Below are 26,064 nucleotides of genomic sequence, written 5' to 3'. Positions count from 1 at the left end.
GCACTGCCAACGGCCATGCCTCGTGCGGCTGATTCTGCCGCCGAGCGCGCCGGGCATGCGGATCGGCCTCTATGGCGGATCGTTCGATCCCGCCCATGAGGGGCACCTGCACGTCTCCACCACCGCCCTGCGGCGCCTGCGCCTCGATCGGGTGTGGTGGCTGGTGAGCCCCGGCAACCCGCTGAAGGACCGCAGCCGCCTCGCGCCGCTGGAGGACCGCTGCGCCCAGGCCGCGCGGGTCGCCGCGCATCCGCGCATCGCGGTGACGGGGTTCGAGGCGGTGCTCGGCGTGCGCTTCACCGTGCAGACGTTGCGCTATCTGGTGCGACGGCGGCCGGGTGTGCGCTTCGTGTGGATCATGGGCGCCGATTCGCTGGCGACGTTCCATCGCTGGAAGGGAGCGGCGGAGATCGCCCGGCTGATGCCCATCGCGGTGATCGACAGGCCGGGCTCGACCCTCACCCCGGTCTCGGCCAAGGCGGCGCGGCGGCTGTCCGGCGCCCGGGTCCCGGAGGCGGCGGCGACGACGCTGGCCGGGCACAGGCCCCCCGCCTGGATGTTCCTGCACGGGCCGCGCTCGAAACTGTCCTCCACCGCGATCCGGGCGAAACGGCGCAGTCGCTAGCGTCGGGATCCCGTGATCCGGGACATCTCTCGCACAGACCTGTTGCAATCACGGTGCGAAGCCGCCACTTTCAGGCGGTAAGGCCGGAGGACGGCCCCACGAGGAATCAGGACGCTGCCCGAGACCCTTCGCACCGAGACCGTGCGCACCGAAACCCCATCCCGCCCCGGCGCCGAGGATAACGGCCTCGCCCGCGTGGGAGCCTTGAGGGATCTGGCGCTCGGGTGCCTCGACGAGATGAAGGCCGAAGAGACGGTCGAGATCGACCTCGCCGGCAAGACCTCGCTGGCCGATACGATGATCATCACCTCGGGGCGCTCGCAGCGCCATGTCGGCTCCATCGCCGACAAGATTATCCAGGAGATGAAGAACCAGGGCTACGGCACCGCCCGTGTCGAGGGCCTGCCGGCCTGCGACTGGGTGCTGATCGATGCCGGCGACATCCTGGTGCACATCTTCCGGCCAGAGGTTCGGGGCTTCTACAACCTCGAAAAGATGTGGGGCGCCGATCGCCCCGTCGGTCTCACCGCCGGCTGATCGCACCCCTCGTTGCGCCTTGTCGTCGCCACGGTCGGCCGCCTGAAGGCCGGGCCTGAACGAGAATTGGCGTCACGATATCGCGAGCGTGCGGCCCAACTCGGCCGCAGCCTCGGCTTTCCCGCCTGCGACCTCATCGAGATCCCGGAATCCCGAGCCCGGCGCGGCGCCGACCGTGCCGCCGAGGAGGCGGCGGCGTTGCTGCCGCTCCTGCCGCCGGGCAGCGCCCTGCTGACCTACGACGAGCGCGGTCGCGCCGACCTTCCGAGCGAGGATCTGGCCCGGCGGATCGCCGCGTGGCGCGATGCCGCCAAGCCCGCGCTGGCGGTGGTGATTGGCGGCCCGGACGGGCTCGATGCCTCATTTCGGACTCGGGCGGACCTGATCCTGTCCTTCGGGGCCACCACCCTGCCCCACGGACTCGTGCGCGTGCTCGCCCTCGAACAGATCTACCGCAGCCTCACCATTCTGGCGGGCCATCCCTATCATCGCGGCGAGCCGGGGTGAGCGTGGTGCATCGTCCACGGCTGGCGTGGCTCGCCTGCACGGCCCTCCTCGTTCTCGCGCCGGCCCCCGCCCTGCCCCAGGACGCGCCCGATCAGGACAAGATCCGGCAGGCGACCGAGGAGCGCGACCGGCGCGCGGAAAACCTGAAGCGTGTGCAGGACGCGCTCTCGGCGAGCGAGGGCCAGCGCGCGCAGTTCGAGAAGGAGATCGCTGCCATCGGCACGGACCGCGCCAAGCTCGACGCGGCCCTGCTCGATGCCGGGCGGCAGGCGCAGGCCACCGAGGAGCGGATGACCCGCCTGGAGGAGCGCCTCAAGGCGATGACCGACAGCGAGGCGGCGATCCGCCGCTCGCTCCAGGCACGGCGCGGCACTGTCGCGGAGATCCTGGCCGCCCTTCAACGGATGGGCCGCCGCCCCCCGCCCGCCGTGCTGTCGAGCCCCGAGGACGTGCTCGCCGCCATCCGCACGTCGATGCTCCTCGGCGCGGTGGTGCCGGAACTGCGCGGCGAACTCGATACGCTGGCGGCGGACCTCACCGAGATGGTCCGCCTGCGCGATGCCATCGCCCGCGACAAGGAAGGGCTCGCCGCCGACCTCGCCGGCTGGGCGCGGGAGCAGCAGCGTCTTCAGGCGCTGGTGACGGCCCGGCGGGCGCGCCAGGCCGATATCGAGAGCGGGCTCGCCGCCGAGCGCAAGCGGTCGGCGGAGTTGGGCGTCCAGGCCAAGAGCCTGAAGGACCTGCTGGAGCGGGTCGAGGGCGAGGTGAACGCGGCCAAGCGCACGGCCGAGGAGGCCAAGGCGGCGGCCGAGCGCGAGGCCCGCGTGACGCAGGAACGCTTTGCCGCAGCCGGCTTCCGCGATCCCGCGCGGCTGGCTCCGAAGGTGCGTTTCGCCGAGGCACGGGGCGAAGTGCCGCGCCCCGTGGCGGGCAGGCTGGTGCGGGCCTTCAACCAGCCCGATGGAAATGGCGGCTCGACGCGGGGCGTTTCCTTCGCTACGCGGCCAAGGGCCACCGTGGCCTCCCCGGCCGATGGCTGGGTCCAGTTCGCCGGCCCGTTCCGCTCTTATGGCCGACTCTTGATCATCAACGCGGGCGACGGGTACTATCTTTTGCTGGCAGGAATGGATCAGATCAGCGTCGAGGTCGGCCAGTTCGTGCTGGCTGGCGAACCGTTGGGCTCCATGGGCGAGGGGACGCCTGGACCCGATGGGGACCCGACCCTGTACGTCGAGTTCAAGAAGGATGGCGGCTCCATCGATCCGGAGCCGTGGTGGGCGAAGAGCCCCAATGACAAGATTCTTGGCGAGAAGGTTCGCGGCTGATGCGCAAGACATCCCTGATTATGCTCGGCGCCTTCCTGGGCGCCGGCACCTCGATGGTGGCGACCCAGACGGAGTTTCTCTCCGGTCCCCGGGCGGTCGCTGCCTCGGCCGAGACCTACCGCCAGCTCAGCCTGTTCGGTGACGTGTTCGAGAAGGTGCGGACCGACTACGTCGAGAAGCCCGACGAGTCGAAGATGATCGAGGCGGCCGTCAACGGCATGCTCACCTCGCTCGACCCGCATTCGAGCTACATGGACGCCAAGGCGTTCCGCGACATGCAGACCACGACCCGTGGCGAGTTCGGCGGCCTCGGCATCGAGGTCACGATGGAGGACGGCCTGATCAAGGTCGTGACGCCCATCGACGACACGCCCGCCTCCAAGGCCGGCCTCCTGGCCAACGACGTCATCACCCAGATCGACGACGATCAGGTCCAGGGCCTCACCCTGAACCAGGCGGTCGACAAGATGCGCGGCCCGGTGAACTCGCAGGTGAAGCTGAAGATCACCCGCAAGGAGTCGAAGGACCCGATCGAGGTCACGCTCACCCGCGACACGATCAAGATCAAGCCTGTGCGCTCGAAGGTCGAGGGCAACGACGTCGGCTACATCCGCCTGACGCAGTTCAACGAGCAGTCCTTCGACGGAATGCGCGCCGCCATCGAGAAGCTCACCAGCGACGTCGGCGCCGACAAGCTGAAGGGCTTCGTCCTCGATCTGCGCAACAACCCCGGCGGCCTGCTCGATCAGGCAGTGATGATCTCCGACGCCTTCCTGGATCGCGGCGAGATCGTTTCCACCCGTGGCCGCAACCCCGACGAGACGCAGCGCTTCTCCGCGAAGTCCGGCGACCTGACCAAGGGCAAGCCGATCGTGGTGCTGGTGAACGGCGGCTCGGCCTCGGCCTCCGAGATCGTGGCCGGCGCCCTGCAGGACCACAAGCGGGCGACCATCATGGGCACCCGCTCCTTCGGTAAGGGCTCCGTGCAGTCGATCATCCCGCTCGGCGGCTCCGGCGCCCTGCGCCTGACCACGGCGCGCTACTACACGCCGTCCGGCCGCTCGATCCAGGCGAAGGGCATCGAGCCCGACGTCGAGGTGCTGCAGGACGTGCCGGACGAGCTGAAGGGCAAGGACGAGACGAAGGGTGAGGCCGGGCTGAAGGGCCACCTGAAGCAGAAGGATACCGACGAGCGGGGTGGGTCGTCCGCCTACGTCCCGCCGGATCCGGCCAAGGACAAGCAGCTGATCTCGGCGGTGGACTTCCTGCACGGCATCCAGAAGGGCGCCGCCAACGGGACCCAGGCGCCGCAGCCGAAGCCCAGCGTTCCGAACTAGGTTCTCCTGCGCTGAAACAGCCGGTGCCCGCCAAGCGGGCACCGGTTTTTCGTTACCGGTCGGCCTTCTCGCCGCCGGCCGTCAGTGTGACGTAACGCTGCGTTGTCGGCACGATGAGGTCATGGACGCGCTGCGCCATGGCCTTTTCCTCGTCCAGCGACTGGCTGAACCCGGCCCGGTGCGCCGAAAGGCCCGCGGCTTCGCCGATGGCGAGGAGCGAGGTGTAGGCCGCGATCTCGAAGTTCTCGAACGCGTGGTTCGCGTAGGTGTTCTTCAGGATCTCGTCCTGCGCCGGCGTGTGGCCGAGCGCCATCATGTTGCCGACGAAGCCCAGGAAGCCCTCCTTGATCACCGAGTGAGTCTCGTTGAGGCCGTGAAGCGCCTCCTCGAGTCGCTGGCGTTGCCCGTGGGTCTCGTCGATGTGCTTGCGGAGGGCGTCGGACATCTCAGGGTAGCGCTCGAGCCGCTCGACCTGCCGCTCCATGATCTGAAGCGCCTGCATTTCGAGGGCATGGGTGTTCTTCAGGGCGGTGATGTAGATGTCGTGCGCGCTCGTGCTCATGGAATGGCTCCGCTCATGGGGCCGAGATCGTCGATTTCGGCGTCGCTCCGACGATGCCTCAGGTGAGCGAAAGTTCCCGGCTGAATTCATTGCCGCATGTTCATACGAAATACTGCCAAGCATCGACAGAGAAACATAAGTTGGCATGTATTGATCTATGATAACCTCGCACGATCATCCGCCCGGCGGGATTGATCGAGCGTGGCCGAAAAACGTCGGTGGACTGACTTGTCGGGGCGCGTTAGCGGAACGTTAACCACACCAACCGGCAGATATGGACGAGGATCGCCCGCTGCTCTCGGTTGCGGGCTGGCTCCTGCGACGAGTTCCACGTGACCGAGCCCGCAGACGATATCCTGACCAAGCCCCTCGGGGTCGACGAGGCCGGTGCCGCAGCGCCGCCGGCCGGCCGTGCCGCCGAGCTGATCGCCCGCGCTCGCCAGCCGCGCGTCGTGGCCGGTGTCAGTGCGGGCGTCCTCCTGGCCGCTTTCGGCCTCGTCCTGGCCTTCGGTGATCCCCGCGCCGGCGAACCCAGCGCGCGGGCGGTGATCGACCTGCGCGAGCCCGCTCCGGCGAAGCCCGCGCCCGTCGCGCCCGTCGCCGCCGCCATGCCCGCCCCGGACGAAGCCGCGCCGCCGTCGCAGCGCAGTGCGGAGGAACTGGAGACCGCCTCCGGCGTCACGGTGGTGCGCCCGCCCGGTTCCGCTCCGAGCGAGGCGGTGGTCATCCGGGTGCCGCCGGCCAACGCCCCCCGCCTCGCGGCCGCCCCCGACCCGCGCCTGACCGAGCAGGGCCGCCACGGCATCATGCCGCGCATCGGCGAAGGCCGCCTGCGCGCGCTCGACCTCTATGCCCGCCCCGACGAACCCGGCACCGGCCCGCGCATCGCGATCCTCGTGACCGGGCTCGGGATCGGCCAATCGGCCACGGCCGCCGCCACTGCCCGCCTGCCGCAGGCGGTGAGCCTCGCCTTCGCGCCCTACGGCAACGAGGTCGAGCGCGCCGCCGCCCGTGCCCGCGATGCCGGGCACGAGGTGTTCCTGCAATTGCCGATGGAGCCATTCGACTATCCCGACAGCGATCCCGGCCCCCAGGCCCTTCTCACCGCCTTGAAGGGCCCTGAGAACGCGGATCGGCTCGCCTGGGTGCTGTCGCGGTTTCCCGGCTATGTCGGCCTCGTCAACCTGATGGGCGGCAAGCTGATGGGCGATCCCGCCTTCGAGCCGATCCTGCGCGAGATCGGCGCGCGGGGCCTCGGCTTCGTCGATGACGGGACCGTGCCCAAGGGCCCTGCCCTGTCGACCAAGTCGCGCACGCCGTCGGCCCGCGCCGAGATCGTCCTCGACGCGACGCCGCGCCCCGAGGCCATCGACGCCGAACTCGCCCGCGCCGAGGCGCAGGCCCGCAGCAACGGCTTCGTCCTCGTCTCGGCGAGCGGATCGCTGATGAGCGTGGACCGCATCGCCCGCTGGGCTCGCGACCTCGACGCGCGCGGCATCCGCCTCGTGCCGGCGAGCGTCGCGCTGCGCGGCACGCCCAAGCGCGTCTCCAAGGCCGAGTAATTGCGATCCGGACGCGAATGCGCGTTGCCGCGCCTCGGCGCGGCGGCCTATGGTCGCCCGCGATGGCTCAGCACAGCGAATCGAAAGACCTGCCCTACCGGCCCTGTGTCGGGATCACCCTGATCGGACCCGATGGCGGTGTCTTCGTCGGTCGGCGGCGGCAGGATGCCGGCCCCGAGCACGTCGCCGGCCCGTATTCCTGGCAGATGCCCCAGGGCGGCATCGATCCCGGCGAGGACCCGGAGGCAGCGGCCAAGCGCGAGTTGTTCGAGGAGACCAACGTCCCGCCCGAGGCCGTGCGGCTGATCGGCGAGGTGCCGGATTGGCTCTCCTACGATCTGCCGCCGGAGGTGATGAAGCAGGCCTGGAAGGGCCGCTACCGGGGGCAGACTCAGAAATGGTTCGCCTACGGCTTCGTCGGCGCGGAGAGCGTGATCGACGTGCTGAATCCCGGCGGCGGGGCGCACAAGCCCGAATTCGAGGCGTGGCGCTGGGCGCGGTTCGACGAGTTGCCCGGCCTGATCGTGCCGTTCAAGCGCCCGGTCTACGAGCGGGTCGTCGAGGCCTTCTCCGGCCTCTTCGCCTGGGCGGAGCGGGTATGATCCGGCCCGGTCCGGTCTGAGTCATGCGGCGCTGGCTCGCGATTCCCCTCGCGATCGCGGTCGCGTGGCTCCTGTTCACGTTGAGCCCGCTCTGGTCGCTCTACAATCTCGCGGATGCGGTGCGGCGGCACGATGCCGCCTATGTCGAGACGCACGTCAATTTCCGCGCCCTGCGTCTGTCGCTGGTCCGGCAGATCGTCGCCGCCGTGCGCGTGGCGACCGATGCCGACGAGGATCTCGACCCCCGCGACCGTCAGCGCCTGAACGAGGCCGCCTACGGTCTCGCCCTGGCGCTGGCCGAAAGCCTCGTGACGCCCGACACGGTGATCGACCTGCTCGACGATGGCTGGCCCGAGAAGCTTGACCTGAAGAAGCCGGATGCGGCGAAGACGACCGGCCTGTCGATCCGCAGCCTGGGCCGGCTGATGCACTATTACGCGGCGGCCGAGATGCGGGGCTTCCGCGCGGTGGTGATCCCGATCCCGCCGGAGGGGCCGCGCGAGCAGCGCACGCGGATCCGCCTGCGCCTGCGCGGCTTCACGTGGCGGCTCGCCGATATCGAGATGGCCGATGCCCTGCGGGGCGAGATCGCCGCCAAGCTCGCCCGCGCCCTCGCCAAGGCGAGGATCAACGCAGGCGGCGGGGGGAAGTAGGGTCCGGCCTACTCGGCCTTCGGTGCCTTCTCGGCGCCGCCCTTCGGCTTGCGGGCCTCGATCAGGGTCTCGGCCTTGTCCTCGTCGGTGTCGCCGCCCTGCTCAATGGTCTTGGCGGGGTCCGACAGGAGGGAGCGGGCGATGCCGAGCAGCACCTCGCACTCACCCGGATACTTGTAGGTTTCCAGCACGATGGCCGCGTCGCGCAGCGTGCGCAGGTCGCGCACCGTCTGGGCGTTGGCGTCCTTCTGCAATTCCGGCTTGGCGGCGATCTGTTCCTCGATCTTCGCCCCTTGCACGTCGCAGGCGGCGAAGGCGGCCCCTGGCGGCGTCAGCGTGCCGAGCAACAGGCACAACAGGGCGGTCTGGCAGGGCCGCATGGGTCGAGTGTCCTCTCAGGCGTGGTGAAGGTCCACCGGGCGCAGAATCTCGTTCGTGAGGGCGACGAGCTGGCTCGGGCGGTAGGGCTTCGGGACGAAGACGGATTCCGGCACCGCTTCGCCGCTGGACAGGCAGGCGCGACCACCGGAGGTATAGACAACGGCCAAGCGCGGGCATTGCTCCCGCGCGTGGCGGGCCAGCACGATGCCGTTCGTGTTGCGGGCGAGGTCGATATCGGTGAAGAGCAAATCCACGCTCTCGCGGGAGAGGATGGCTTCGGCCTCCCAGGCGTCGGCGGCGGTGAGCACCCGGTAGCCCTCGTCCAGCAGCGCCTCGGCGGCGAGCTCGCAGACGGTGGGCTCATCCTCCACGACCAGCACCGTGGTGGCGGCGGGGGCGAGGTGCGGAACGGCCGGTACGGCGAACGCGAACGGGATCATGACGCAACTCCAACTCACCTGGGCGGAGCTGACGGCCCCGCTGGCAGATCGCAGGGGAAACGGAGCCCTGCGGCTCGGCGTTCGCCGGATATGCATCGAATTGCAGAGGTTAGGTGAGCATTGCGTTAACCGCGACGGCGGCGGCGTAAACGGAGGCGCCGGTTTGGTTAACGAATGGTTCACGCGCTGCGCGCAGGGAGCCGGTTTGTGAACCGCAAATGGCAGTTGGGGACGGGCCTGGTGCTCACGGCGCTGGCCGGATACGTCGATGCCCTCGGCTTCGTGAGGCTCGGGGGCCTCTACACGTCGTTCATGAGCGGCAACACGACGCAATTCGCGGTCTATGCCGGCGAGGCGGACTGGCACCGGACGCTCCTGCCGCTCGGGCTCGTCGCCGCCTTCCTGGCGGGGGCCATCCTCGGCAGCGTCCTCGGCATCCTCCTGGGGGAGCGCTGGGCGACGCCCGCCGTTCTGGTGTTCGAGACGGCTCTCATCGCGGCGGCCCTCGTCATCGGCCTCACCTCGCCGGAGCCCGGCCATGCGAGCCTCGCCATCGCCTGCGCGATGGGGGCGCAGAACGCCGTGCTCGCCCGCGTGAAGGGGTTCCGCGCCGGCACCACCTTCGTCACCGGCGCGCTGTTCAGCTTCGGGCAGAAGATCGCCGAGGCGCTGACCCGCACCGGCTCCCCGCTCGGCTGGGCCGGCGATGGCGTCGTGTGGCTGTCGCTTCTCGTGGGCGCCCTGTGCGGCGCCCTGGCCTATCGCGCCGTCAACCTCTACGCCCTGGTCCCGCCGGCTCTCGTCGCGGGGCTGCTCGCCTTGATCACCACCCTGCTCGTCGCCCGCGCCGGTGCCGCCGCAAAGGTTTCCTCATGAGCTCTTCCCTCTCCACCGCCTCGCTCACGAGCCATGTCGTCGATCTCGAGCCCGGCGCCCACGCCGTCGCCGCCCACTGGCTCGGCGACATCCCCTGCCTCGCGCTGGCCGACGGCCATGTCGCCCTGATCCGCGACGGCGATGTGTCCCGCGTCGCGGCCCATCCCGAAGCGGGCGTGCTCGTGGCGGCGGGCGGCCCGGCGCGCCTCGTGACGGGCGGCGACGACGGCCGCGTGGTCGAGACCCGCGCCGACGGCACCACTCGCGAGGTCGCCACCGCCAAGAACAGCGCCTGGATCGACGCCATCGCCCTGCATGGGGACGGCGGGGTGGCCTTCTCGGCCGGGCGCAACGTCGTGGCCCTCGACGCAAAGGGCCGCGAGAAGACCTTCCAGGCCCCCACCTCCGCGCGCGGCCTCGCCTTCGCACCGAAGGGCTATCGGCTCGCGGTGTCGCACTACAACGGCGTGAGCCTCTGGTACCCGAACCTCGAGACGGCGCCCGAGGACCTCACCTGGAAGGGCTCGCATATCGACGTGTCGTGGTCGCCGGACGGCCGCTTCGTCGTCACCACGATGCAGGAGAGCTCCCTGCACGGCTGGCGCCTCCAGCCGGACAAGGGCCACATGCGGATGTCGGGCTACCCCGGCAAGGTCCGCTCCCTGTCCTGGTCGGCGGACGGAAACTGGCTCGCCACGAGCGGCGCCGAGGCGGCCATCGCGTGGCCCTTCGATTCCAAGGACGGCCCCACCGGCAAGCCCCCGCGCGAATGCGGCGTGCGCCCGGCCCGCGTCTCTCGCGTCGCCTTCCACCCGAAGGCGCCCGTGCTCGCCATGGGCTACGAGGACGGCTGCATCCTGCTCGTGCGCTTCACCGATGCGGCGGAATTGCTGGTCCGCCCGGCTGTCGCCAGGAGCGGCGTGACCGCATTGGCCTGGGACGGACGGGGCGCGCGCCTGCTCTTCGGCTGCGCCGACGGCAAGGCCGGGCTCCTCACCCTGCCGGCTTGATCGTTCAGGCGCCGAACCGCACCCGGTAATCCTGCGGCGTCGCGTGGACGTGGCGCAGGAAGACGCGGCGCATGGTCTCCTCGGTGCCGAAGCCGCAATCGCGGGCGATCCGTTTCACCGGCGCCCGCGTCTCGGCCAGCGCCCGCCGCGCCGCGTCGAGCCGGAGGTGCTCGACGCCCTTAGCCGGCGTCATCCCCGTCGCCTCGCGGTAGCGGCGGCTGAGGCTGCGCTCGCTCATCCCCGCCTGCGCGGCCAGCGACGGCAGGGACAGATCGTGGGCGAGGTTCGCGCCGATCCAGTCGTGCAGGGCGGCGAAACGGTCCTCGCCACCCTGGAGCGCGAGGGCCGCGCTGAACTGCGCCTGCCCGCCGGGCCGCTTGAGGAACATCACGAGGTGCCGGGCGATGGCGAGCGCCGCCTGCCGGCCGAGATCGTCCTCCACCAGCGCCAGGGCGAGGTCGATGCCGGCGGTGACGCCCGCCGAGGTCCAGGTGTCGCCGTCGCGAACGAAGATCGGATCGGCCTCCACGCGGATACGCGGATGCAGGGCCTTCAGCCGGTCGCAATGCGCCCAGTGGGTCGCGGCGCGCCTGTCGTCGAGCCGGCCCGTCGCGGCCAGGAGGAAGGCCCCGGTACACACCGAGGCGACCCGCCGCGCCCGTGCGGCCCGCGCCGCAACCCAGGCGACGAGGGCGGGATCGCTCGCTGCCGCCGTCACGCCGGGGCCGCCGGCAACGATGAACGTGTCCACGGGAGAATCCGCGTCCGGCAGCGGCAGGGTCGCGAGGCCGAGCCCCGCCGAGGCCGTCACCGGATCCCCGCCCGGCGCCACCACGCGCGGCGCGTAGGGCTCCGTCGGCAGGCCCAGACGCTCGTTCGCCGTGGCGAAGACCTGCAACGGCCCCGCGACGTCGAGTAGCTGCACCTGGGGGAACGCCAGGATCTCGACCACGCGCGGTCCTGGCGAGAAATGTGGGGTCTTTGGCATTTCAGCCAGACGATGCCGCATTAGGATCGGCCCGTCCAGACAGGAGGCCCGCCATGATCCCCCACGACCAGCCGCTCGCCATCGGTGCGCTCATCTTCGAGGGCATCGACCAGATCGATCTCACCGGCCCGTTCGAGGTGTTCGGGCGCCTGCCCAACAGCACGGTGCGGCTCTACTCGCCGGATGGGGCTCCGGTGCGCGACGTGCGCGGCCTGCGCCTCGTGCCCGACGGGGCCATCGCCGAGGCGCCGCAACTCGATGTGCTCCACGTCCCCGGAGGCGCCGGGCAGGAGGAGTTGATGCGCAACGCGGCCGTGCTCGGGTGGCTGCGCGATCAGGCGGCCGGTGCCGGGACGGTCTTTTCCGTGTGCACGGGGGCTCTGCTCCTCGGCGCGGCGGGGCTGCTCCGGGGGCGGCGCGCGACGACCTATTGGAGCGCCGTCGACCTGCTCCCCCATTTCGGGGCGACGCCGGTCGATGAGCGCGTGGTGATCGACGGCGACTGGATCTTCGCGGCGGGCGTCACCGCCGGCATCGACGGGGCGCTGCGCCTCGCGGCGATCCTGCGCGGCGAGGAGACCGCCCGCGCCATCCAGCTGATGATGCAATACGCGCCCGAGCCGCCCTTCGACAGCGGCACGCCGCGGACCGCCTCGCCGGACACCGTGGCGGCGGTGCGGGGGGCCTCCGCCGCCCTCATCGCCCGCCGCGAGGCCACGGCACGGGCGATCGCGCGGGAATTCGGGATCGTGACAGGCTCGTGAAGCTTATCCCGCCAACGGTGACAGATCCGTCCATCGCGCTTATCTCACGCGCAGGACGGAACGACTGATGACGGACGTGACACTCAAGACCGCAAAATTCGGCATCGGCGCCATCGTGCGGCACAAGATCTATCCCTTCCGGGGCATCGTGTTCGACGTCGACCCGGTGTTCGACAACACCGAGGAATGGTGGCTCGCGATCCCGGAGGAAGTGCGACCGCGCAAGGATCAGCCCTTCTACCATCTGCTCGCGGAGAATTCGGAGACGGAGTACGTCGCCTACGTCTCCGAGCAGAACCTGCTGCCGGATACGTCGGGCGAGGCGTTGCGCCATGCCGGGATCAAAGAGATCTTCGAGCGTGACGCTTCCGGCACCTACCGGATGCGCGACCGGCCGACCAACTGAAAAAGGGCCGGGCCTCCCAGCCCGACCCTCTGGCCGAATCGGGGCGCCCGCGGGCGCCCCTTTTCGTGTCTGGCTTACTTGGCGGCCGGAGCGGCGCCGGCGGCGCCCTGCTGCGACTCGAGCTTCTTGCGCATGTCCTCGCTGCGCTTCTCCAACTCGGATTGCAGCTTCTTCTGCTGCTCCTCGAGCACCTTCGGATCCATGGCCGGGCCATCGAACGCCTTGCCGAAGCCGGCGAGCGGCACGGCGAAGGTCACTTCGCGCTGGGTCTGGTTCTGCACCGACACGCTGAGGGTCGTGCCCTTCTTGAGGGCCGCGATCACGCCCGCATCGACGCCGCCGACTTCGGCGAAGCAGCCGTTCGGGAAGCACACGGCGAAGCGGCCGGCGGTGGCGGCCTGACCGTCGATGCTGAAGCGGATGCCGGGCTGCAGCAGCAGGCCGAGCGGCAGCAGGAAGCGCACGACGCGGATTTCCTGCTTCTGCGCCGGGTTCTTCATGTCGTAGACGGCGGCGGCGAGCACCGGCTGGCCCTGGTCCGACACGAAGTCGCGGGTCGTGTAGCAGATGTCGGTGCCCGAACCCTGGTCCTTGCCGCACACCTTGGTCCAGTCGGCCTGGCTCGGCTCGGACTTGAGCGTGACGATCTGCGGGCCGGTCTGGGCGGCGGGGGTCTGCGCGGCCGGGGCGGGAGCGGCCGGAGCGGGGGCCTGGGCCGCCGGGGCGGCGGGCTTCTTCGGCTGAGCCGAGGCCGGAACCGTCGCCAGCGCGAGGCCCGCGAGGCCGAGGAAGGCGGCGCGCGCGAACGGCGCGGAGCGAGTGAAGGACATCGGCTCTTATTCCTTAGGGCGTTCGTTACCTGGACGTGGAACCTGCGCGGCGGCTTGCCGAAGCCTCCGGGGAGCGTGCCGCGATGACGATCGCCGCTCGAAACCCGGTCGGACCGGTTTGGCCGTCGGCCGCTGCGGATCGGATGGATCCACCCGGAGGGCCGGGCGGCTGATTTCCCTGTGAATGAGGCGAAGGCATGACGCCGCCGCCTCCAGGATCCGTGTGCGGACGCGGGCCTCCCTAGGCCGCATGCCGTTCCGCCGCAAGAGGCCGAGGCCTCCGAGCGTCAACGGGCGGTTAACCATGGACGGGGAAAGGTGCGCCTGAACGCTGTCCGTCAGGGGTTCGAGTGAGCGCGCACGCGGCGCAATTTCCGGCATCGCCGGCCGACGAGCCTTTGCGGCAGGGCTTGGCCACCGCCCTGATGGCGGCTGCCCGGCTGAATCCGCAGCGGACACTTCTGCGCGATGCCGGGGACCGGCGGGCGTGGTGCGGTCGTCCTGCCATCACCTGGACCTACGAGGCCGCCGCCGAGATCGTCGGCCGGCTGGCGCGGGGCATCGCCGCATGGCGGCTGCCGCGCGGCAGCCGAATCGGCCTGTGCTTCGCCGGGGGCGCCGAAGCCTCCCTCGCCCATCTCGCCGTCGAGGCCGCCGGGCACCTGCCCTGCCCGCTCTCGCCGGTCTGGGAGAGCGAGGCGCTGTCGGCCGCGATCGAATCGGCCGGGCTCGTCGCCGTCCTCACCGAGGGGCGGCGCGGGACGAGGCGGCCCGCCGAGGAACTCGCCTTCACCGCGCTCCGCCATTTCGGCCTTCGCTTCATCGCCGCCTTCGGGCCGGGTCTGCCGGACGGGGTCATCAGCCTCGACGCCATGGCGCTGGAGCGCGGAATCATCGATCCCGCCCCCGGGCTCGGGATCCTCACCTTCGCCGGGGCCGATCCGCGCCGTCCCGTCCAGCGGGATGCCGCCTCCTTCGGCGCGGCAGTGGCCGCCCACCGGGAGCGTCTGCCCTCGCCGGAGCGCGTGCTCACCCTCCTGCCGCCGCACGATCTGCGCGGCCTCGTCACCGGCCTCGGGACGGCCCTGGCTTCCGGCGCGAGCCTGGAGACCCTGATCCCGTTCGAGTCGGCCGCCTTCCGCGTCGCCCTGATGCGTCCGGTGCCGACGCGCCTCGTCGTGCCCGCCGCGTTCGAGTCGGCGCTCGCCGAGACGACCCTGCCCTGGACGGTGCGGGCCATCGACATCGCTCACCGGGCGCCCACCCGGATGCCCGAGCCGAGCGCCCGCGACGTCGCCGGCCCGCCTTGCCTCGACGTTCTCGTGCTCGACGAGGACGCGATCCTCACCCGCCCGCGCGGCCGGTGGGAGATCGCGATGCTCGATGAATCGCTCCCGGGCGAGGTTATTCACCCGCTCGTTCGCCGGCCTCGGGACGGGCGTCTGCTCTGCCGCGCCGCCCCTTCGCACCGCGACAGGCAGGCCGGGATCGGCGATGCGATCTGGCAGGAAACCGCTTATCGCGCCCATTATGCACAGGGTATTTTAGCCGTCTTACCCACCCTCTGAACGCGTCCTTCGGTTCGGTTCAGCCACCGCTCAGATTGCCTCATTCACCTTCGCCACAGAGTGCGGATGGTGGATCCAAAGGCATTTTCGCGGGTTTGGCTTAGGTTTCCGAGCGCGGCTATCTTTTCAGCCCGCAACCGATGGGGTATCGCTCAAGCTTATGGTTGCGCTGCAGCAAGTCCTCGTGGTGGATGACGGCGTCAGGGCCGTGGACCACTCGCTCTCCGGCGAGCTTGCCGGGCTGGGTTACGCCAGCGTCACCGCCTCGCTCGAGGCGGCGGACGACGTGCTGGCCGTCATCGCCCCTCCCGCCGCAGTCCTGGTCCAGGCGCCCGCCCGGCGCGACCCGACCTACGCGCGGCGGGCGGCCCGCCTCCGGGCGCGGATGCGCGAACGCGGCATCCCCGTCATCCTGATCGGCGAGAACGGCGAGACCCGCAGCGGCGCGCCCGTCGACCTCGCGACGCGGCTCGGCGCCTGCGTCGCCGCCAAGCCCTCCTTCTGAGACAAGCCCTCAGGCCGAGGCCGCTCGCCTGTCCGCCCGCATGAGTTCGGGCGCTCCGAAGCGCGGCAACACCCCTTCCCGCATCACGATTCGCCGCAGCGGCCCGAGATGGGCCATGGCGAGCAGGCCGAGCCCCCGCGCGAGATCGAGCGGCAGCATATCCGTGAGCAGGGAACGGTTCAGCGCATCGACGGCGGCCGTGCGCGCGGCGGCGTCGATCCGGCGTCCGCCCGCATAGGTCGCGAGCAGAGCCCGGCTGCCCGGATCGCGTCCATCGCGATGCGCCCGCGCCACCACGTCGCGCAACGAGGCCGCATCCCGCAGGCCGAGATTCAGCCCCTGCGCGCCGATGGGCGGAAAGACATGCGCCGCCTCCCCGATCAGCGCGAGCCGTGCCGCGACCGGGCTCGCGACCAGCATTCCGCGCATCGGCACGAGGCCGCGCGGCCCGTCGATGCGCATCGTGCCGAGCATCCCCCGCGCCTGCCGCTCGACGGCCTGGGCGAGGCCGGCATCGTCCAGCGATGCCAGCCGCTCGGCCGGCCCCTTGCCCGCCACCCAGACGAGGCTGGACCGGAACCCACCCGCCATCGGCACCAGGGTGAAGGGGCCGGAGCGGGTGTGAAACTCGGTCGAGACGTCGTCATGCGGCTTGGTGTGGGCGAGGATCGTGGTGATCGCCGATTGCGGGTAGGTCCATTCGCGGACCGTGACGCCGCTGGCCGCGCGCAGCGGCGAGCGGCTTCCGTCCGCCCCCACCACCAGCCGCGCCGCGACCGTGCCGCCCTCGGCGAGGGCGATGCGCGAGGTTTCCTCGCCGGGCTCGGCCCCGGCGGCATCGCTCTCGATCAGGGTGAGCCCCGGCTGGCTGCGGGCGCAGCGGCGCAGGGCCGCCACGAGATGCGCGCTCTCGACGTTCCAGCCGAAGGCGTCGAGGCCGATCTCGGACGCGTTGAATCGGGCGGGCGGCGGCCGGAACAGGCTGCCGGTGTCGTCCACGATCTGAAGCGTGCAGAGCGGGCTCGCCTTCGCGCCGACCTCATCCCAGGCGCCGAGCGCCTTCAGGAAGCGCACCGAACCGTCGAGCAGGGCGACGGTGCGCCCGTCCGCCACGGAGGCGTGACGGCCGACCAGGGCCGTCGGGACGCCCGCCTGCGCGCAGGCCAGGGCGGCGGCGAGGCCTGCGGCCCCGGCCCCCACCACGGCCACCTCGACTTGCGGATTCGCTGTTCCCGCCGACACGCCCTGCACCGTCTCTGGCCTCCGTTCGGGTCCTATCTGTCCTCCCGGCCGGTCCCTGCCAAGGGCATGCGACGCGGGGCTCACCCCAGGAAGCGCGACAGTTCGGCGATGAGCTCGTCCGGCCGCTCCTCCTGGAGGGTGTGACCGCAATCGAGGGCCCGGCCGGAGACGTCGGTCGCCTTCTCGCGCCATGTGGCCAGCACGTCGTAGGTCTTGCCGACCACGCCCTTCGCGCCCCACAGGGCCAGGAGCGGCACGGCGATGCGTTTCTCTGCATCGGCGGCGTCATGGTCGAGGTCGATGCCGGCCGAGGCGCGGTAATCCTCGCAGATGGCGTGGCGGCTCGCCGGATCGGCGTAGCAGCGCAGATATTCCGCGAACAGCTCCGGCGAGGTCGAGCCCGGCGTCTTCGACTGGTTCTCGATGTGATGACGCAGGAAATAGGCCGGATCGGCGCCGATCAGCCGCTCCGGCAGAGGCGCCGGCTGGATGAAGAAGAACCACCAGAAGTACCGGGTGGCGAAATCCTTGTCGGTGCGCGCGTACATCGTCGCCGTTGGGGCGATGTCGAAGACGGCGATCCGCTCCACCGCATCCGGGTGGTCGAGGGCGAGCCGGTGGGCGACCCGCCCGCCCCGATCATGCCCGACCACGGCGAAGCGCTCGTGGCCGAGGGCGCGCATCACCGCGACGGCATCGGCGGCCATGGCGCGCTTGGCATAGGCTTCGTGCCGCTCCCCACCCTCGGGCTTGGCCGAATCGCCGTAGCCGCGCAGGTCCATTGCCACGACGCTGCGATGCTCCGCGAGGCGGGGGGCGACGTGCAGCCAAGTCGAGAGCGTCTGCGGATGACCGTGCAGCAGGAGCAGCGGCGGGCCGGACCCGCCGGAGCGCGCATGGATCGTGACGCCGGGGGCGGTCTCGATACGGTGGTGGGCGAAGCCCGGCAGGAAATCGACGGCCACGGAGACCTCTCGGGTGAACGACGTCTTGTAGGCAACGCGAGGCGCTGCGTCGCCGGCATGAGTGGCACGGCGGGGAAGGCTCCGGTAAGCCCCTCCGGTCTAACCTCGCCGAACGCGATGTCCGAACCCAGCCTCCGCCCGAGCCTCCTCGATCCGCTCTTCGCCCCGGCCCGCACCCTGCCGGGCGTCGGGTCGAAGGTCGCGCCGTTGATCGAGAAGCTGCTTGGCTCGCCCGAGCGCGAGGCGCGCATCGTCGATCTGCTGTTCCACCTGCCGCAGGGCGGGGTGTCGCGCCGGCTGGTCGGCTCGGTCGCCGAGGCGCCGGTCGGCGAGCCGGTGACGATCGGCGTGACGGTGGTGGCGCATCGGCCGCCGACCCAGGGGACGGGCCGGCGCCCGCACCGGGTGGTGACGGAGGATGCCACGGGCGAGGTCACGCTCGTGTTCTTCGGGATGCCCCGGGCGCGGATCGAGAAGATGCTGCCCCTCGGCTCGCACCGCTACGTCTCCGGCAAGATCGACGTGTGGGAGGGGATGCGCCAGATGGTGCATCCGTCCCGCATCATGGACGAGGCCGGGCTCGCGGAACTGCCCGCCGTCGAGCCGGTCTACGGCGCCACCGAGGGGCTGACCTCGCGGGCGATCAACAAGCTCGCCGTCGCCGCCCTCGACAAGCTGGCGCCCCTGCCGGAATGGCAGGACCCGGCCTGGCTCGCCAAGAACCGCTACCCGCCCTTCGCCGAGGCCCTGCGCGCCGAGCACCGCCCGGAGGACCTGCCGGCCCGCCCGGCCGACCCGCTCCAGCCGGCGCCCGTGACCCCCGCCCGGCGGCGGCTCGCCTATGACGAGCTGCTGGCCTCCCAACTGGCGCTCGCCCTCACCCGCGCCCGCCAGCGGCGGAAGGCGGGGCGGGTGAATGCGGGGGATGGTAGCCTCGTCGCGCGGCTCACGGCGGATCTGCCCTTCGCCCTCACCGGGGCGCAGCGGCGGGCGGTGGACGAGATCCGCGCCGACCTCGCCGCGCCCCGCCGGATGCTGCGCCTGCTCCAGGGCGATGTCGGCTCGGGCAAGACGGCGGTGGCGCTGCTCGCCATGGCCTCGGCGGTGGAGGCGGGTCGGCAGGCCGCCCTGATGGCGCCGACCGAGATCCTGGCCCGGCAGCATTTCGAACGCCTCGTGCCGATGGCCGGCGCCCTGCGCCTGCGGCTGATGACCGGCCGCGACAAGGCGGCCGAGCGCCGGGCGACGCTCACAGACCTCGCGGCGGGGGAGATCGACATCCTCGTCGGCACCCATGCCCTGTTCCAGGAGGCCGTGACCTTCCACGACCTCGGCCTCGCCGTGGTCGATGAGCAGCACCGCTTCGGCGTCCACCAGCGGCTCGCCCTCGGCGCCAAGGGCGAGGCGGTGGACTTCCTCGTGATGACCGCCACGCCGATCCCGCGCACCCTTGCGCTGACCTTCTTCGGCGACATGGACGTCTCGATCCTCGACGAGAAGCCCGCCGGCCGTCAGCCGATCCGCACGGTCACGATGTCGACCGAGCGCCTGGACGAGGTGGTGGCCGGGCTCGGCCGGGCCATGGCGCAGGGCGAGCGCGTCTACTGGATCTGCCCCCTGGTGGACGAATCCGAGTTCGTGGACCTCGCGGCGGCGGCCGAGCGGTTCGAGGACCTGAAGCAGCATTTCGGGAATGTCGTCGGGCTGATCCACGGCAAGATGCAGGGGCCGGAGAAGGACGCCGCCATGGCCCGCTTCGCGGCGGGCGAGACGACGCTGCTGGTCTCGACCACCGTGGTCGAGGTCGGCGTCGATGTCCCCCAGGCGACGATCATAGTGGTGGAGCACGCCGAGCGCTTCGGCCTCGCCCAGCTCCACCAGTTGCGCGGCCGCGTCGGGCGCGGGGCCAAGGCGTCGTCCTGCCTGCTGCTCTACCGGGGGCCGCTCGGGCAGGTCTCACGGGCGCGGCTGGAGATGATGCGCGAGACCCAGGACGGCTTCCGCATCGCCGAGGCCGACCTGAAGCTGCGCGGCGAGGGCGAGGTGCTCGGCACCCGCCAATCGGGCATGGCCGCCTTCCGCCTCGCCCGGATCGAAAGCGACGGCGACCTTTTGGAGACCGCCCGCGACGATGCGAGGTTGGTGGTGGAGCGCGATCCGCGACTCGAAAGTCCGCGCGGCCAGGCACTCCGGGTGCTGCTCTACCTGTTCGAACGGGAGGCCGCGATCCGCCTGATCGGGGCTGGCTGAACGGGTTCGTTCAGAAAAGCGACAGGATCGAAAAGTGCGGAAAATTACTGCACAATCGGCCGGGGCGCTGGTACCGCTCCGAGATAGGCGAGAAATATCAGCAACTTAGAAGTTTCCCGACCGAACGCTCCGGTCGTTCAGGCAAGCTTCAGGTAGGCTAAGACCTTGCATCCGACACAATCGTCCCTTAACTGCAGATGAACGAATGGCCCGGTACGCCGGGTCGTCACGGACGAATCTGGAGGACGGACATGTCGAACGGACTGTTCCAGCACCTGCCGGGCTCCAACGAGATGGCCGGCCACTTCGCGCTCCCCAATGAGCCGTGGTTGATGCCCATCTCGGATCGGGAGACCGTCGCGAACCGGACTGCGGACGAGCTTCAGGCCGCCGTGAAGCGGGCGTCTCGCCCCTTCTGGATCGCTGCCAACGGCCTCGTGGTGGCCCTCGGGCTCGCGCTCACCCTTCAGGCGAGCACGGGCTGGATGGCCCCCGCACACCGCTCCACCGTCTCGGTGGCGCAGGCGACCCCGCCGACCATCGCGCCCCAGCAGGCTTCCCTGCAGCGCTGATCGGACCAACGGGTTCAAGACATTTCGTGAAGGGCCGTCCCATCCGCCGATTGGGGCGGCCCTTCGCGTCTCAGGCATCTTCCGGCGCCGCCTGCCGCGTCTCGGCGGGGTGTGGTCCGGGGGCGTGGGTGGAACGCAGGGTCGCCGCCATGGCGTTGAGCCGCGCCTGCGGATCCTCCGGCTGGATGACGCCCGCCGACATCACCAGCTTGGCCGCGTCGTCGACGCTGATCGGCACCTCCACCACCTCCGAGCGCGGCAGGTAGAAGAAGAACCCCGTGGTCGGGTTCGGGGCGCAGGGCAGGAACACGCCCACGAGATCGCCCCCCGATACGCCCCTGCCCTGCAGGGCGTTCTCCACCTCCGGCGCGGCCGGCGCGGAGAGGAACACCACGGACCACGTGCCCTTCACGGGGAATTCCACCAGCCCCACGGTGCGGAACGAGGTGCCGTTGGCCGAGAACAGCGTCTCGAAGATCTGGCGCAGCCCCTTGTACAGGCCGGAAATGACCGGGGTACGGGCGAGCAGCACCTCCCCGAACTCGATGATCGAGCGGCCGACGAGGTTGGCGGTGAGGAAGCCGAGGAGCGTCACCGCCAGGAAGGCGATGACGAGGCCGATGCCGGGAATCGAGAACGGCAGGTAATGGTCCGGCAGGTAGCTTGCCGGGATCAGCGGCTTCACGAAGGAATCGATGAGCGCGATGATCCACCACGTGATGTACGCGGTGATGGCTAGCGGCCCCGCGACGATCACGCCGGTCAGGAAGTAGGTCCGCAGCCGCCCTCGGGCGCTCACGCGCCGTTTCGGCGCGGCCGGATCGATGTCCGGGGACGGGATCGGGGGAAGACTCGACGCCACGACTGCCCTCTCGGCCGCAGGCTACCGGGGAACCCGGCCCAAGGGTGGCGGGGCCCCCTTGCGCGGGACAGGTAGCGGTTGCGCCTGCCGCGCTCAAGGGCCGCCGCCGCATGGCTCGATTCCGATGGCGCGCAATCTTCCTGCGCCTGTCTTTGTCGATCTTCCGTCGTCGTTCGGTCCGGCCGGCGAATGATCTTGTCTGGAATTGATCTAATTCACCTTTGTTGTGTTTGAGAAACAGACGACGGCAATAAACGGAAACCCAGAAGTAAATGCCATTACTCGATTGATCCGCCGCCCTTGGCCGATGAAGACCCGATCGGGCGCGCGTGCCGCGCCGCAGTGAGTCGAAGAGCCATGTCCACCCCGTTCCCGCGCCGCTCCCCATCCTGGGGCCGGCTTCCCCTCGGCCTCGCCATGGCGGCGGCGAGCTTCGGCCCGGTGCGGGCGCAACCGGCGGCGAACGAGGTTGTTCTGGAGGAACTGAGCGTGGTCGGTCAGGGCGGCGCCGTCCCCGAGAGCGCCACCGGCCCGGTGACGGGCTATCGCGCCACCCGCTCCGCCACCGGCACCAAGACCGACACGGCTTTGCGCGACTCGCCGCAGACCATCAACGTCGTGCCCCGGCAGGTGCTCGGGGATCAGCAGGATCTGCGCCTCACCGATGCGGTGACGAATGTCAGCAACGTCGTGCCGGGCAGCACCGTCCAGGGGCGCTCGCAGAACTACATCATCCGCGGGTTCAGCACGCAGATCTTCGCCGTCGACGGGGTGCTGATCAATCCGGCCATCAACTTCTATCCCGTGGAGCGCGATCTCGCGAATGCCGAGCGGGTGGAGGTGATCAAGGGTCCGGCCTCGGTGCTCTATGGGCGCGGCGACCCCGGCGGCGTCGTCAACATCGTGACCCGGCGGCCGACGCTGGAGCCCTCGGGCGAACTCTCCGTGCTCGGCGGCGGCTTCGGCCTGCGGCGGGTGCAGGGCTCCGTGTCGAGCGCGCTCCTCGGCTCTGATACGCTCGCCGGGCGGATCAGCTTCGCCGCGCAGGAAGATCCAACCTTCCGCAACATCGGCGACAACACCAATTCCCGGTACTTCGTCGCACCCGCCTTCAGTTGGACGCCGAGCGCCGACACACGGGTCTATCTCAATTCCGAGTTCACGAAGCAGTACAGCCAATACGACGAGGGGCTGACCGCGTTCAGGGGCCGGGTGCCGCTGGACAATGTCAGCCGGTATTACGGCACGCCGTGGTCCCGGTATTACGGCGAGATCAACTCCACGACGCTGCGCATCGAGCACGACGTCAACGAGAACCTCACCCTGCGGCAGATCGTGAACGGGCAATGGGGTGTGTTCCACGTTTTCGCCGCCCGCAACACGGGGGTGAACGCCGCCGGCACCACCGTCACCCGGCGGGAAGCGACCGTCGATTCCACCTTCGCGGCCGTGGATTCCCAGACCGAGGCGGTGCTGAAGTTCGACACGTTCGGCCTCGGCCACACGGCGCTCTTCGGCTTCGAATACACGAACGGCTTCCGCCACCCCTACTCGCAGCAGGGCGTGCTGCCCTCGACGAGCTTCCTCAACCCGATCCTGTCGGGCGCCTCGCCGGTGGGCCTCGCCTTCCAGCAGGACCTGAAGCAGAAGCTCGAACTGTTCGGCTTCTACCTTCAGGACCAGATCGCGCTGACGCCCGAGCTGCAGCTCGTCCTGGGCGCCCGGTTCGATCTCGGCACGCAGCTCTATGCCAATCGCCAGCCGGGCACGCGGACCCTCTCCCCGGAGCAGGACCTGTTCGGCGCCTCGCCGCGCGTCGGTTTGATCTACCGCCCGTTCGAGCCGCTGACCCTCTACGCCAGCTACGCGACATCCTTCGCGCCGCAGACCGCGAACGTTCTCAACGTCACCAACCCGCGCCCCGAGACGGGCGAACAGGTCGAGGTCGGCACCCGGATCGACATCCTGCCGAGCCTGACCCTCTCGGGCTCGGCCTTCCGCATCACCCGCGACAACGTCGCCGCGAGCGATCCGGTGAATACCGGCTTCTCCGTCATCACCGGGCAGCAGCGCTCGCAGGGGTTCGAGGCGGATCTCGCGGGCGAGATCCTGCCCGGCTGGAACGTGATCGGCGGCGTCGGCTTCCTCGATGCGAAGATCACCGAGGATCGGATCTTCCCCGTCGGCAACCGGCTCGCCGGCGTGCCGCATGTCAGCGGCAGCGTCTGGACGACCTACGAGTTCCACGAGGGCTGGCTGCGCGGGCTCGGGCTCGGCGCGGGCGTCACCTATGTCGGCCGGCGGACGGGCGACTTGAACGCCAGCTACTCCGTCGGCGCCTATGCCCGTGTCGATGCCGCACTCTGGTACGATTTCGACGAGCGCTGGCGGCTTTCGGTCAACCTGCGCAACCTGACGGACGCGCGCTACATCGAGCAGCCGTTCAACCAGTTCAACAACACGCCCGGCGCGCCCTTTTCGGCCATCGCCGCCATCCGCGTGAAGCTGTAGCGCGCCCTCACTCGGCGGGTGCGGCCACCAGCGGCTTGCGCTGGGCCCGCCGTCCAGCGGCCCGGCGCCGCAGGACGTAGAGGGTGATCCCCGTGGCCGCGAAGCCCGGCATCGCCAGGGCCGCGAGGCAGAACAGAAGGGCGAAGCCTTCACCAAAGAACCGGCCGCGATGCACCTCCAGCATGTTGCCGGCGATGCGCTTGCCCACCGGTTGCTCGGCGGCGCGCTCGGCCGAGATCAGGGTGCCGGTGGCGGCCTCGTATCTGGCCTCGTTGCGGGCGGCGGGGCGGTCGTCGTCGCGGGAGAACCAGCGGATGCGGACCGGCTGGCGCCCCTCCTCCGGCACGAGGATCTGCGCGCGGGCGGCGTTGCGCCCTTCGCCGGCGCGGAACGCGGTCCAGATCGCATCGAGGGCCGGCGGACCCTCCGGCGCGGCCTTGCCCCGGCCGCCCATCCGCGCGGGCTTCGCCCCACCCACGAGAAGCGCATTCGCGCCGTCCTTGACCCAATCGTAGGACCACGTGAGCCCGGACAGGGCGATGATGGCATAGACCGGCAGCAGCCACGTTCCGGCCACCGCATGGAGGGACCACCACCGGGCCCGCCCCGGCCGGGAGAGGTTCGGCCGCAGCCAGATCTTCAGGCGATGCACCTGCGGCCAGCGCAGCACGAGGCCCGTCGCGAGGAACACGAGGAGCGCGACCGCGCAGGCGCCCGTGATCTGGCGGCCCCAGCCATTGCCCTCGCCCGGCACGAGCAGGAAGCGGTGCAGGGCAAGGACCGTATCGAACAGCGACTCCCCGCGCACCGGCCCAAGCACGGCGCCGTCATAGGGATCGGCGAAGACGGATTCCGGCCGGAGGCGCGTTCCCGGATCGCGGGCGAAGCGAACGGTGACGCTGGCGGCGGGGTCGTCGCGCAGGCTCAGCCGGGCCACGCGCTGACCCGGCCTCTGCGCCTCGATGCGCTTCGACAGATCCGACAGGGCGAGCGGCGGCGCCTGCCGCGTTCCCACCGACAGGCGATCATGGTTCGCCCAATCGGTCAGGGCTTCCTCGTAGCTGAGGAGCGCTCCCGTCGCGCCCATCACCGCCAGGACGAGGCCGGCCGTCAGGCCGAGCACCCAGTGCAGGCGGAAGAGGATCGCACGGGGGCTCGGCATCGGGAAGGCTCCGGTGCTGTCCGCCATCGCGACAGCGTTCGGCACCGGCTTTTCCGCCGATGCAGGGCGGGAGTAGGTGATGAGGCGGGCTCGATCAAGCGCCTGTCCAAAGCATTCGCTGAGTGAAGTGCCGGATCGGCGCTTGATTATATTTAGTCTAAAGTGGAGTTGCGCTTTGACCGGGCTTGCCCTCGGCATCGAATGCTGGGCGACCGCATTGCGGGCGGGCGTTCGGCCTTGCGCCTGATGCGTCGAGCGAACCACGAGGGCCGCACCCGAACGAGTTGGTTCAGCCAGCCTTCTCCAGATCGTGCGGTGCGCTTTCACCGTCTCTGCGAGCCGAGCAGACGATCTTGATCAAATTGAAATCACTGCAGTGCAGGGCGCTGTAAAGTTTCCAAGACGCGTTTCGAAGCTTACGCGGCCTTGAAACAAAATGATACACGTTCATGGAATTGGCGTTGCAACTGTCCTCCAGTCTCTGGTGTTTCAAGGCACTCACCAAGGAGGAAGACTTCAATGCGAATGAAGTTGATTGGCGCCGCCCTTCTGGCGCTCGGCACCGTGACCGCGACGGCGGGCACCGCGGAAGCCCGCGATGGGTGCGGGCTCGGCTTCCACCGCACCATCTACGGCTTCTGCCGTCCGAACGGCTTCTATCGTCCGTACGCGTTCCGTCCCGTCTATGGCTACGGCTATGGCTGGCGCCGCCATTACGGCTGGCACCGGGGCTGGGGCTGGCACCGGCATGTCGGCTGGCGCGGCGGGTGGCACCACGGCTGGCGCCGCTGGTAATTCTTGAAGCCGCGTAACGGCGTCGTCGCCCCGGTCGTGCCGTCTCTCGCGAGGCGGCGCGGCCGGGGCTTTTCACGCGCGTATCGGGCGACAGCAAAACCTTGGCCGGGGATTCACATAAGCAGTTGCGGCATGTGTTCGCGGCCGATTCGTAAAGTCTTCTCACGGACTTCGGCCGTTTGGTCACGAATTGGTGACGCTTGCCTGCCCTGATGGGCGTGAAGCGG

General features: G+C 70.2%; 27 protein-coding genes. 18 read left to right on the top strand and 9 right to left on the bottom strand.

The genetic code is table 11. The annotated features are described in order from the left end of the window. The first annotated feature begins 22 nt into the window (after positions 1 to 22). From ACS5Q7_RS00335 to ACS5Q7_RS00315, 5 genes are all read left to right on the top strand, one after another. A complete protein-coding gene (locus tag ACS5Q7_RS00335; protein WP_478337451.1) occupies positions 23 to 625 on the top strand; it encodes a nicotinate-nucleotide adenylyltransferase in 603 nt (200 codons plus the stop codon). Between the two features lie 141 nt (positions 626 to 766). Further along, positions 767 to 1,162: a ribosome silencing factor gene (gene rsfS / locus ACS5Q7_RS00330; protein ID WP_478337450.1), complete on the top strand. Its 396-nt coding sequence runs from the start codon at positions 767 to 769 to the stop codon at positions 1,160 to 1,162. 12 nt (positions 1,163 to 1,174) lie between these two features. After that, entirely contained in the window at positions 1,175 to 1,669 is a 495-nt protein-coding gene (gene rlmH, locus ACS5Q7_RS00325) for a 23S rRNA (pseudouridine(1915)-N(3))-methyltransferase RlmH (protein ID WP_478337449.1), read from the top strand. Between the two features lie 5 nt (positions 1,670 to 1,674). Next, a complete protein-coding gene (locus tag ACS5Q7_RS00320) occupies positions 1,675 to 2,994 on the top strand; it encodes a murein hydrolase activator EnvC family protein (RefSeq protein ID WP_478337448.1) in 1,320 nt (439 codons plus the stop codon). Then, a complete protein-coding gene (locus ACS5Q7_RS00315; protein ID WP_478337447.1) occupies positions 2,994 to 4,331 on the top strand; it encodes a S41 family peptidase in 1,338 nt (445 codons plus the stop codon). The genes ACS5Q7_RS00320 and ACS5Q7_RS00315 overlap by 1 nt, the downstream gene beginning before the upstream one ends. Positions 4,332 to 4,383: 52 nt before the next feature. On the opposite strand, the gene ACS5Q7_RS00310 is transcribed toward ACS5Q7_RS00315, so the two are convergent. Next, a complete protein-coding gene (locus tag ACS5Q7_RS00310) occupies positions 4,384 to 4,893 on the bottom strand; it encodes a ferritin-like domain-containing protein (protein ID WP_478337446.1) in 510 nt (169 codons plus the stop codon). A gap of 332 nt (positions 4,894 to 5,225) precedes the next feature. Between ACS5Q7_RS00310 and ACS5Q7_RS00305 the strand changes: the two genes are divergently transcribed. The 3 genes from ACS5Q7_RS00305 to ACS5Q7_RS00295 all read left to right on the top strand — a co-directional run bounded on the left by ACS5Q7_RS00305 (position 5,226) and on the right by ACS5Q7_RS00295 (position 7,710). Continuing rightward, positions 5,226 to 6,455 carry a divergent polysaccharide deacetylase family protein gene (locus ACS5Q7_RS00305; protein ID WP_478337445.1) on the top strand — a complete coding sequence of 410 codons (1,230 nt, stop codon included), beginning with the start codon at positions 5,226 to 5,228 and terminating at the stop codon, positions 6,453 to 6,455. A 62-nt stretch (positions 6,456 to 6,517) separates the two neighbouring features. Next, on the top strand, positions 6,518 to 7,057 hold the full coding sequence (locus ACS5Q7_RS00300) for an RNA pyrophosphohydrolase (protein WP_478337444.1): 540 nt from the start codon (positions 6,518 to 6,520) through the stop codon (positions 7,055 to 7,057). Between the two features lie 23 nt (positions 7,058 to 7,080). Beyond that, entirely contained in the window at positions 7,081 to 7,710 is a 630-nt protein-coding gene (locus ACS5Q7_RS00295; protein ID WP_478337443.1) for a DUF2939 domain-containing protein, read from the top strand. Between the two features lie 8 nt (positions 7,711 to 7,718). Here the strand turns inward: ACS5Q7_RS00295 and ACS5Q7_RS00290 are convergent, their stop codons facing one another. Together ACS5Q7_RS00290 and ACS5Q7_RS00285 are read right to left on the bottom strand one after the other, a co-directional pair. Further along, complete coding sequence (locus ACS5Q7_RS00290) at positions 7,719 to 8,090, bottom strand: photosystem reaction center subunit H (protein ID WP_478337442.1); 372 nt, start codon at positions 8,088 to 8,090, stop codon at positions 7,719 to 7,721. A 15-nt stretch (positions 8,091 to 8,105) separates the two neighbouring features. Beyond that, positions 8,106 to 8,531, bottom strand: a complete 426-nt coding sequence (locus ACS5Q7_RS00285) for a response regulator (RefSeq protein ID WP_478337441.1) — start codon at positions 8,529 to 8,531, stop codon at positions 8,106 to 8,108. A 207-nt stretch (positions 8,532 to 8,738) separates the two neighbouring features. Between ACS5Q7_RS00285 and ACS5Q7_RS00280 the strand changes: the two genes are divergently transcribed. Together ACS5Q7_RS00280 and ACS5Q7_RS00275 are read left to right on the top strand one after the other, a co-directional pair. Then, positions 8,739 to 9,407, top strand: coding sequence for a YoaK family protein (locus ACS5Q7_RS00280; RefSeq protein ID WP_478337440.1), 669 nt, complete (start codon positions 8,739 to 8,741; stop codon positions 9,405 to 9,407). Continuing rightward, a complete protein-coding gene (locus tag ACS5Q7_RS00275; RefSeq protein WP_478337439.1) occupies positions 9,404 to 10,417 on the top strand; it encodes a WD40 repeat domain-containing protein in 1,014 nt (337 codons plus the stop codon). The genes ACS5Q7_RS00280 and ACS5Q7_RS00275 overlap by 4 nt, the downstream gene beginning before the upstream one ends. Positions 10,418 to 10,421: 4 nt before the next feature. Here the strand turns inward: ACS5Q7_RS00275 and ACS5Q7_RS00270 are convergent, their stop codons facing one another. Beyond that, positions 10,422 to 11,405, bottom strand: coding sequence for a GlxA family transcriptional regulator (locus ACS5Q7_RS00270; protein WP_478337438.1), 984 nt, complete (start codon positions 11,403 to 11,405; stop codon positions 10,422 to 10,424). Positions 11,406 to 11,458: 53 nt separating this feature from the next. Here ACS5Q7_RS00270 and ACS5Q7_RS00265 point away from each other — a divergent pair, with 53 nt between their 5' ends. Both ACS5Q7_RS00265 and hspQ read left to right on the top strand, forming a co-directional pair. Continuing rightward, positions 11,459 to 12,169 (top strand): DJ-1/PfpI family protein, encoded by a 711-nt coding sequence (locus ACS5Q7_RS00265; protein ID WP_478337437.1) that lies wholly within the window; start codon positions 11,459 to 11,461, stop codon positions 12,167 to 12,169. A gap of 67 nt (positions 12,170 to 12,236) precedes the next feature. Then, positions 12,237 to 12,575 carry a heat shock protein HspQ gene (gene hspQ, locus ACS5Q7_RS00260; protein ID WP_478337436.1) on the top strand — a complete coding sequence of 113 codons (339 nt, stop codon included), beginning with the start codon at positions 12,237 to 12,239 and terminating at the stop codon, positions 12,573 to 12,575. Positions 12,576 to 12,649: 74 nt separating this feature from the next. Here hspQ and ACS5Q7_RS00255 read toward each other — a convergent pair whose 3' ends face one another. Beyond that, positions 12,650 to 13,405: an invasion associated locus B family protein gene (locus ACS5Q7_RS00255; protein WP_478337435.1), complete on the bottom strand. Its 756-nt coding sequence runs from the start codon at positions 13,403 to 13,405 to the stop codon at positions 12,650 to 12,652. A 410-nt stretch (positions 13,406 to 13,815) separates the two neighbouring features. Here ACS5Q7_RS00255 and ACS5Q7_RS00250 point away from each other — a divergent pair, with 410 nt between their 5' ends. Together ACS5Q7_RS00250 and ACS5Q7_RS00245 are read left to right on the top strand one after the other, a co-directional pair. Beyond that, positions 13,816 to 14,973: an AMP-binding protein gene (locus tag ACS5Q7_RS00250; RefSeq protein ID WP_478337434.1), complete on the top strand. Its 1,158-nt coding sequence runs from the start codon at positions 13,816 to 13,818 to the stop codon at positions 14,971 to 14,973. 160 nt (positions 14,974 to 15,133) lie between these two features. After that, positions 15,134 to 15,478 carry a hypothetical protein gene (locus tag ACS5Q7_RS00245; RefSeq protein ID WP_478337433.1) on the top strand — a complete coding sequence of 115 codons (345 nt, stop codon included), beginning with the start codon at positions 15,134 to 15,136 and terminating at the stop codon, positions 15,476 to 15,478. Between the two features lie 9 nt (positions 15,479 to 15,487). Here the strand turns inward: ACS5Q7_RS00245 and ACS5Q7_RS00240 are convergent, their stop codons facing one another. Both ACS5Q7_RS00240 and ACS5Q7_RS00235 read right to left on the bottom strand, forming a co-directional pair. Then, positions 15,488 to 16,720 carry an FAD-dependent monooxygenase gene (locus ACS5Q7_RS00240; protein ID WP_478337432.1) on the bottom strand — a complete coding sequence of 411 codons (1,233 nt, stop codon included), beginning with the start codon at positions 16,718 to 16,720 and terminating at the stop codon, positions 15,488 to 15,490. 80 nt (positions 16,721 to 16,800) lie between these two features. Further along, positions 16,801 to 17,685: an alpha/beta fold hydrolase gene (locus ACS5Q7_RS00235; RefSeq protein ID WP_478337431.1), complete on the bottom strand. Its 885-nt coding sequence runs from the start codon at positions 17,683 to 17,685 to the stop codon at positions 16,801 to 16,803. Positions 17,686 to 17,802: 117 nt separating this feature from the next. Between ACS5Q7_RS00235 and recG the strand changes: the two genes are divergently transcribed. Then, positions 17,803 to 19,935 (top strand): ATP-dependent DNA helicase RecG, encoded by a 2,133-nt coding sequence (gene recG, locus ACS5Q7_RS00230; protein WP_478337430.1) that lies wholly within the window; start codon positions 17,803 to 17,805, stop codon positions 19,933 to 19,935. 251 nt (positions 19,936 to 20,186) lie between these two features. After that, positions 20,187 to 20,507: a hypothetical protein gene (locus ACS5Q7_RS00225; RefSeq protein ID WP_478337429.1), complete on the top strand. Its 321-nt coding sequence runs from the start codon at positions 20,187 to 20,189 to the stop codon at positions 20,505 to 20,507. 70 nt (positions 20,508 to 20,577) lie between these two features. On the opposite strand, the gene ACS5Q7_RS00220 is transcribed toward ACS5Q7_RS00225, so the two are convergent. Then, entirely contained in the window at positions 20,578 to 21,369 is a 792-nt protein-coding gene (locus tag ACS5Q7_RS00220; RefSeq protein WP_478337428.1) for a DUF502 domain-containing protein, read from the bottom strand. 357 nt (positions 21,370 to 21,726) lie between these two features. On the opposite strand from ACS5Q7_RS00220, the gene ACS5Q7_RS00215 reads away from it, so the two are divergent. Then, positions 21,727 to 23,880 carry a TonB-dependent receptor gene (locus ACS5Q7_RS00215; protein WP_478337427.1) on the top strand — a complete coding sequence of 718 codons (2,154 nt, stop codon included), beginning with the start codon at positions 21,727 to 21,729 and terminating at the stop codon, positions 23,878 to 23,880. Between the two features lie 7 nt (positions 23,881 to 23,887). Here ACS5Q7_RS00215 and ACS5Q7_RS00210 read toward each other — a convergent pair whose 3' ends face one another. Continuing rightward, positions 23,888 to 25,069, bottom strand: a complete 1,182-nt coding sequence (locus ACS5Q7_RS00210) for a PepSY-associated TM helix domain-containing protein (protein WP_478337995.1) — start codon at positions 25,067 to 25,069, stop codon at positions 23,888 to 23,890. 492 nt (positions 25,070 to 25,561) lie between these two features. On the opposite strand from ACS5Q7_RS00210, the gene ACS5Q7_RS00205 reads away from it, so the two are divergent. Continuing rightward, positions 25,562 to 25,837 (top strand): GCG_CRPN prefix-to-repeats domain-containing protein, encoded by a 276-nt coding sequence (locus ACS5Q7_RS00205; protein WP_478337426.1) that lies wholly within the window; start codon positions 25,562 to 25,564, stop codon positions 25,835 to 25,837. Positions 25,838 to 26,064: the final 227 nt, after the last annotated feature.

The sequence above is a fragment of the Methylobacterium sp. Gmos3 genome (genome assembly GCF_056430985.1).
This window is presented reverse-complemented; position numbering and strand designations above follow the sequence as displayed.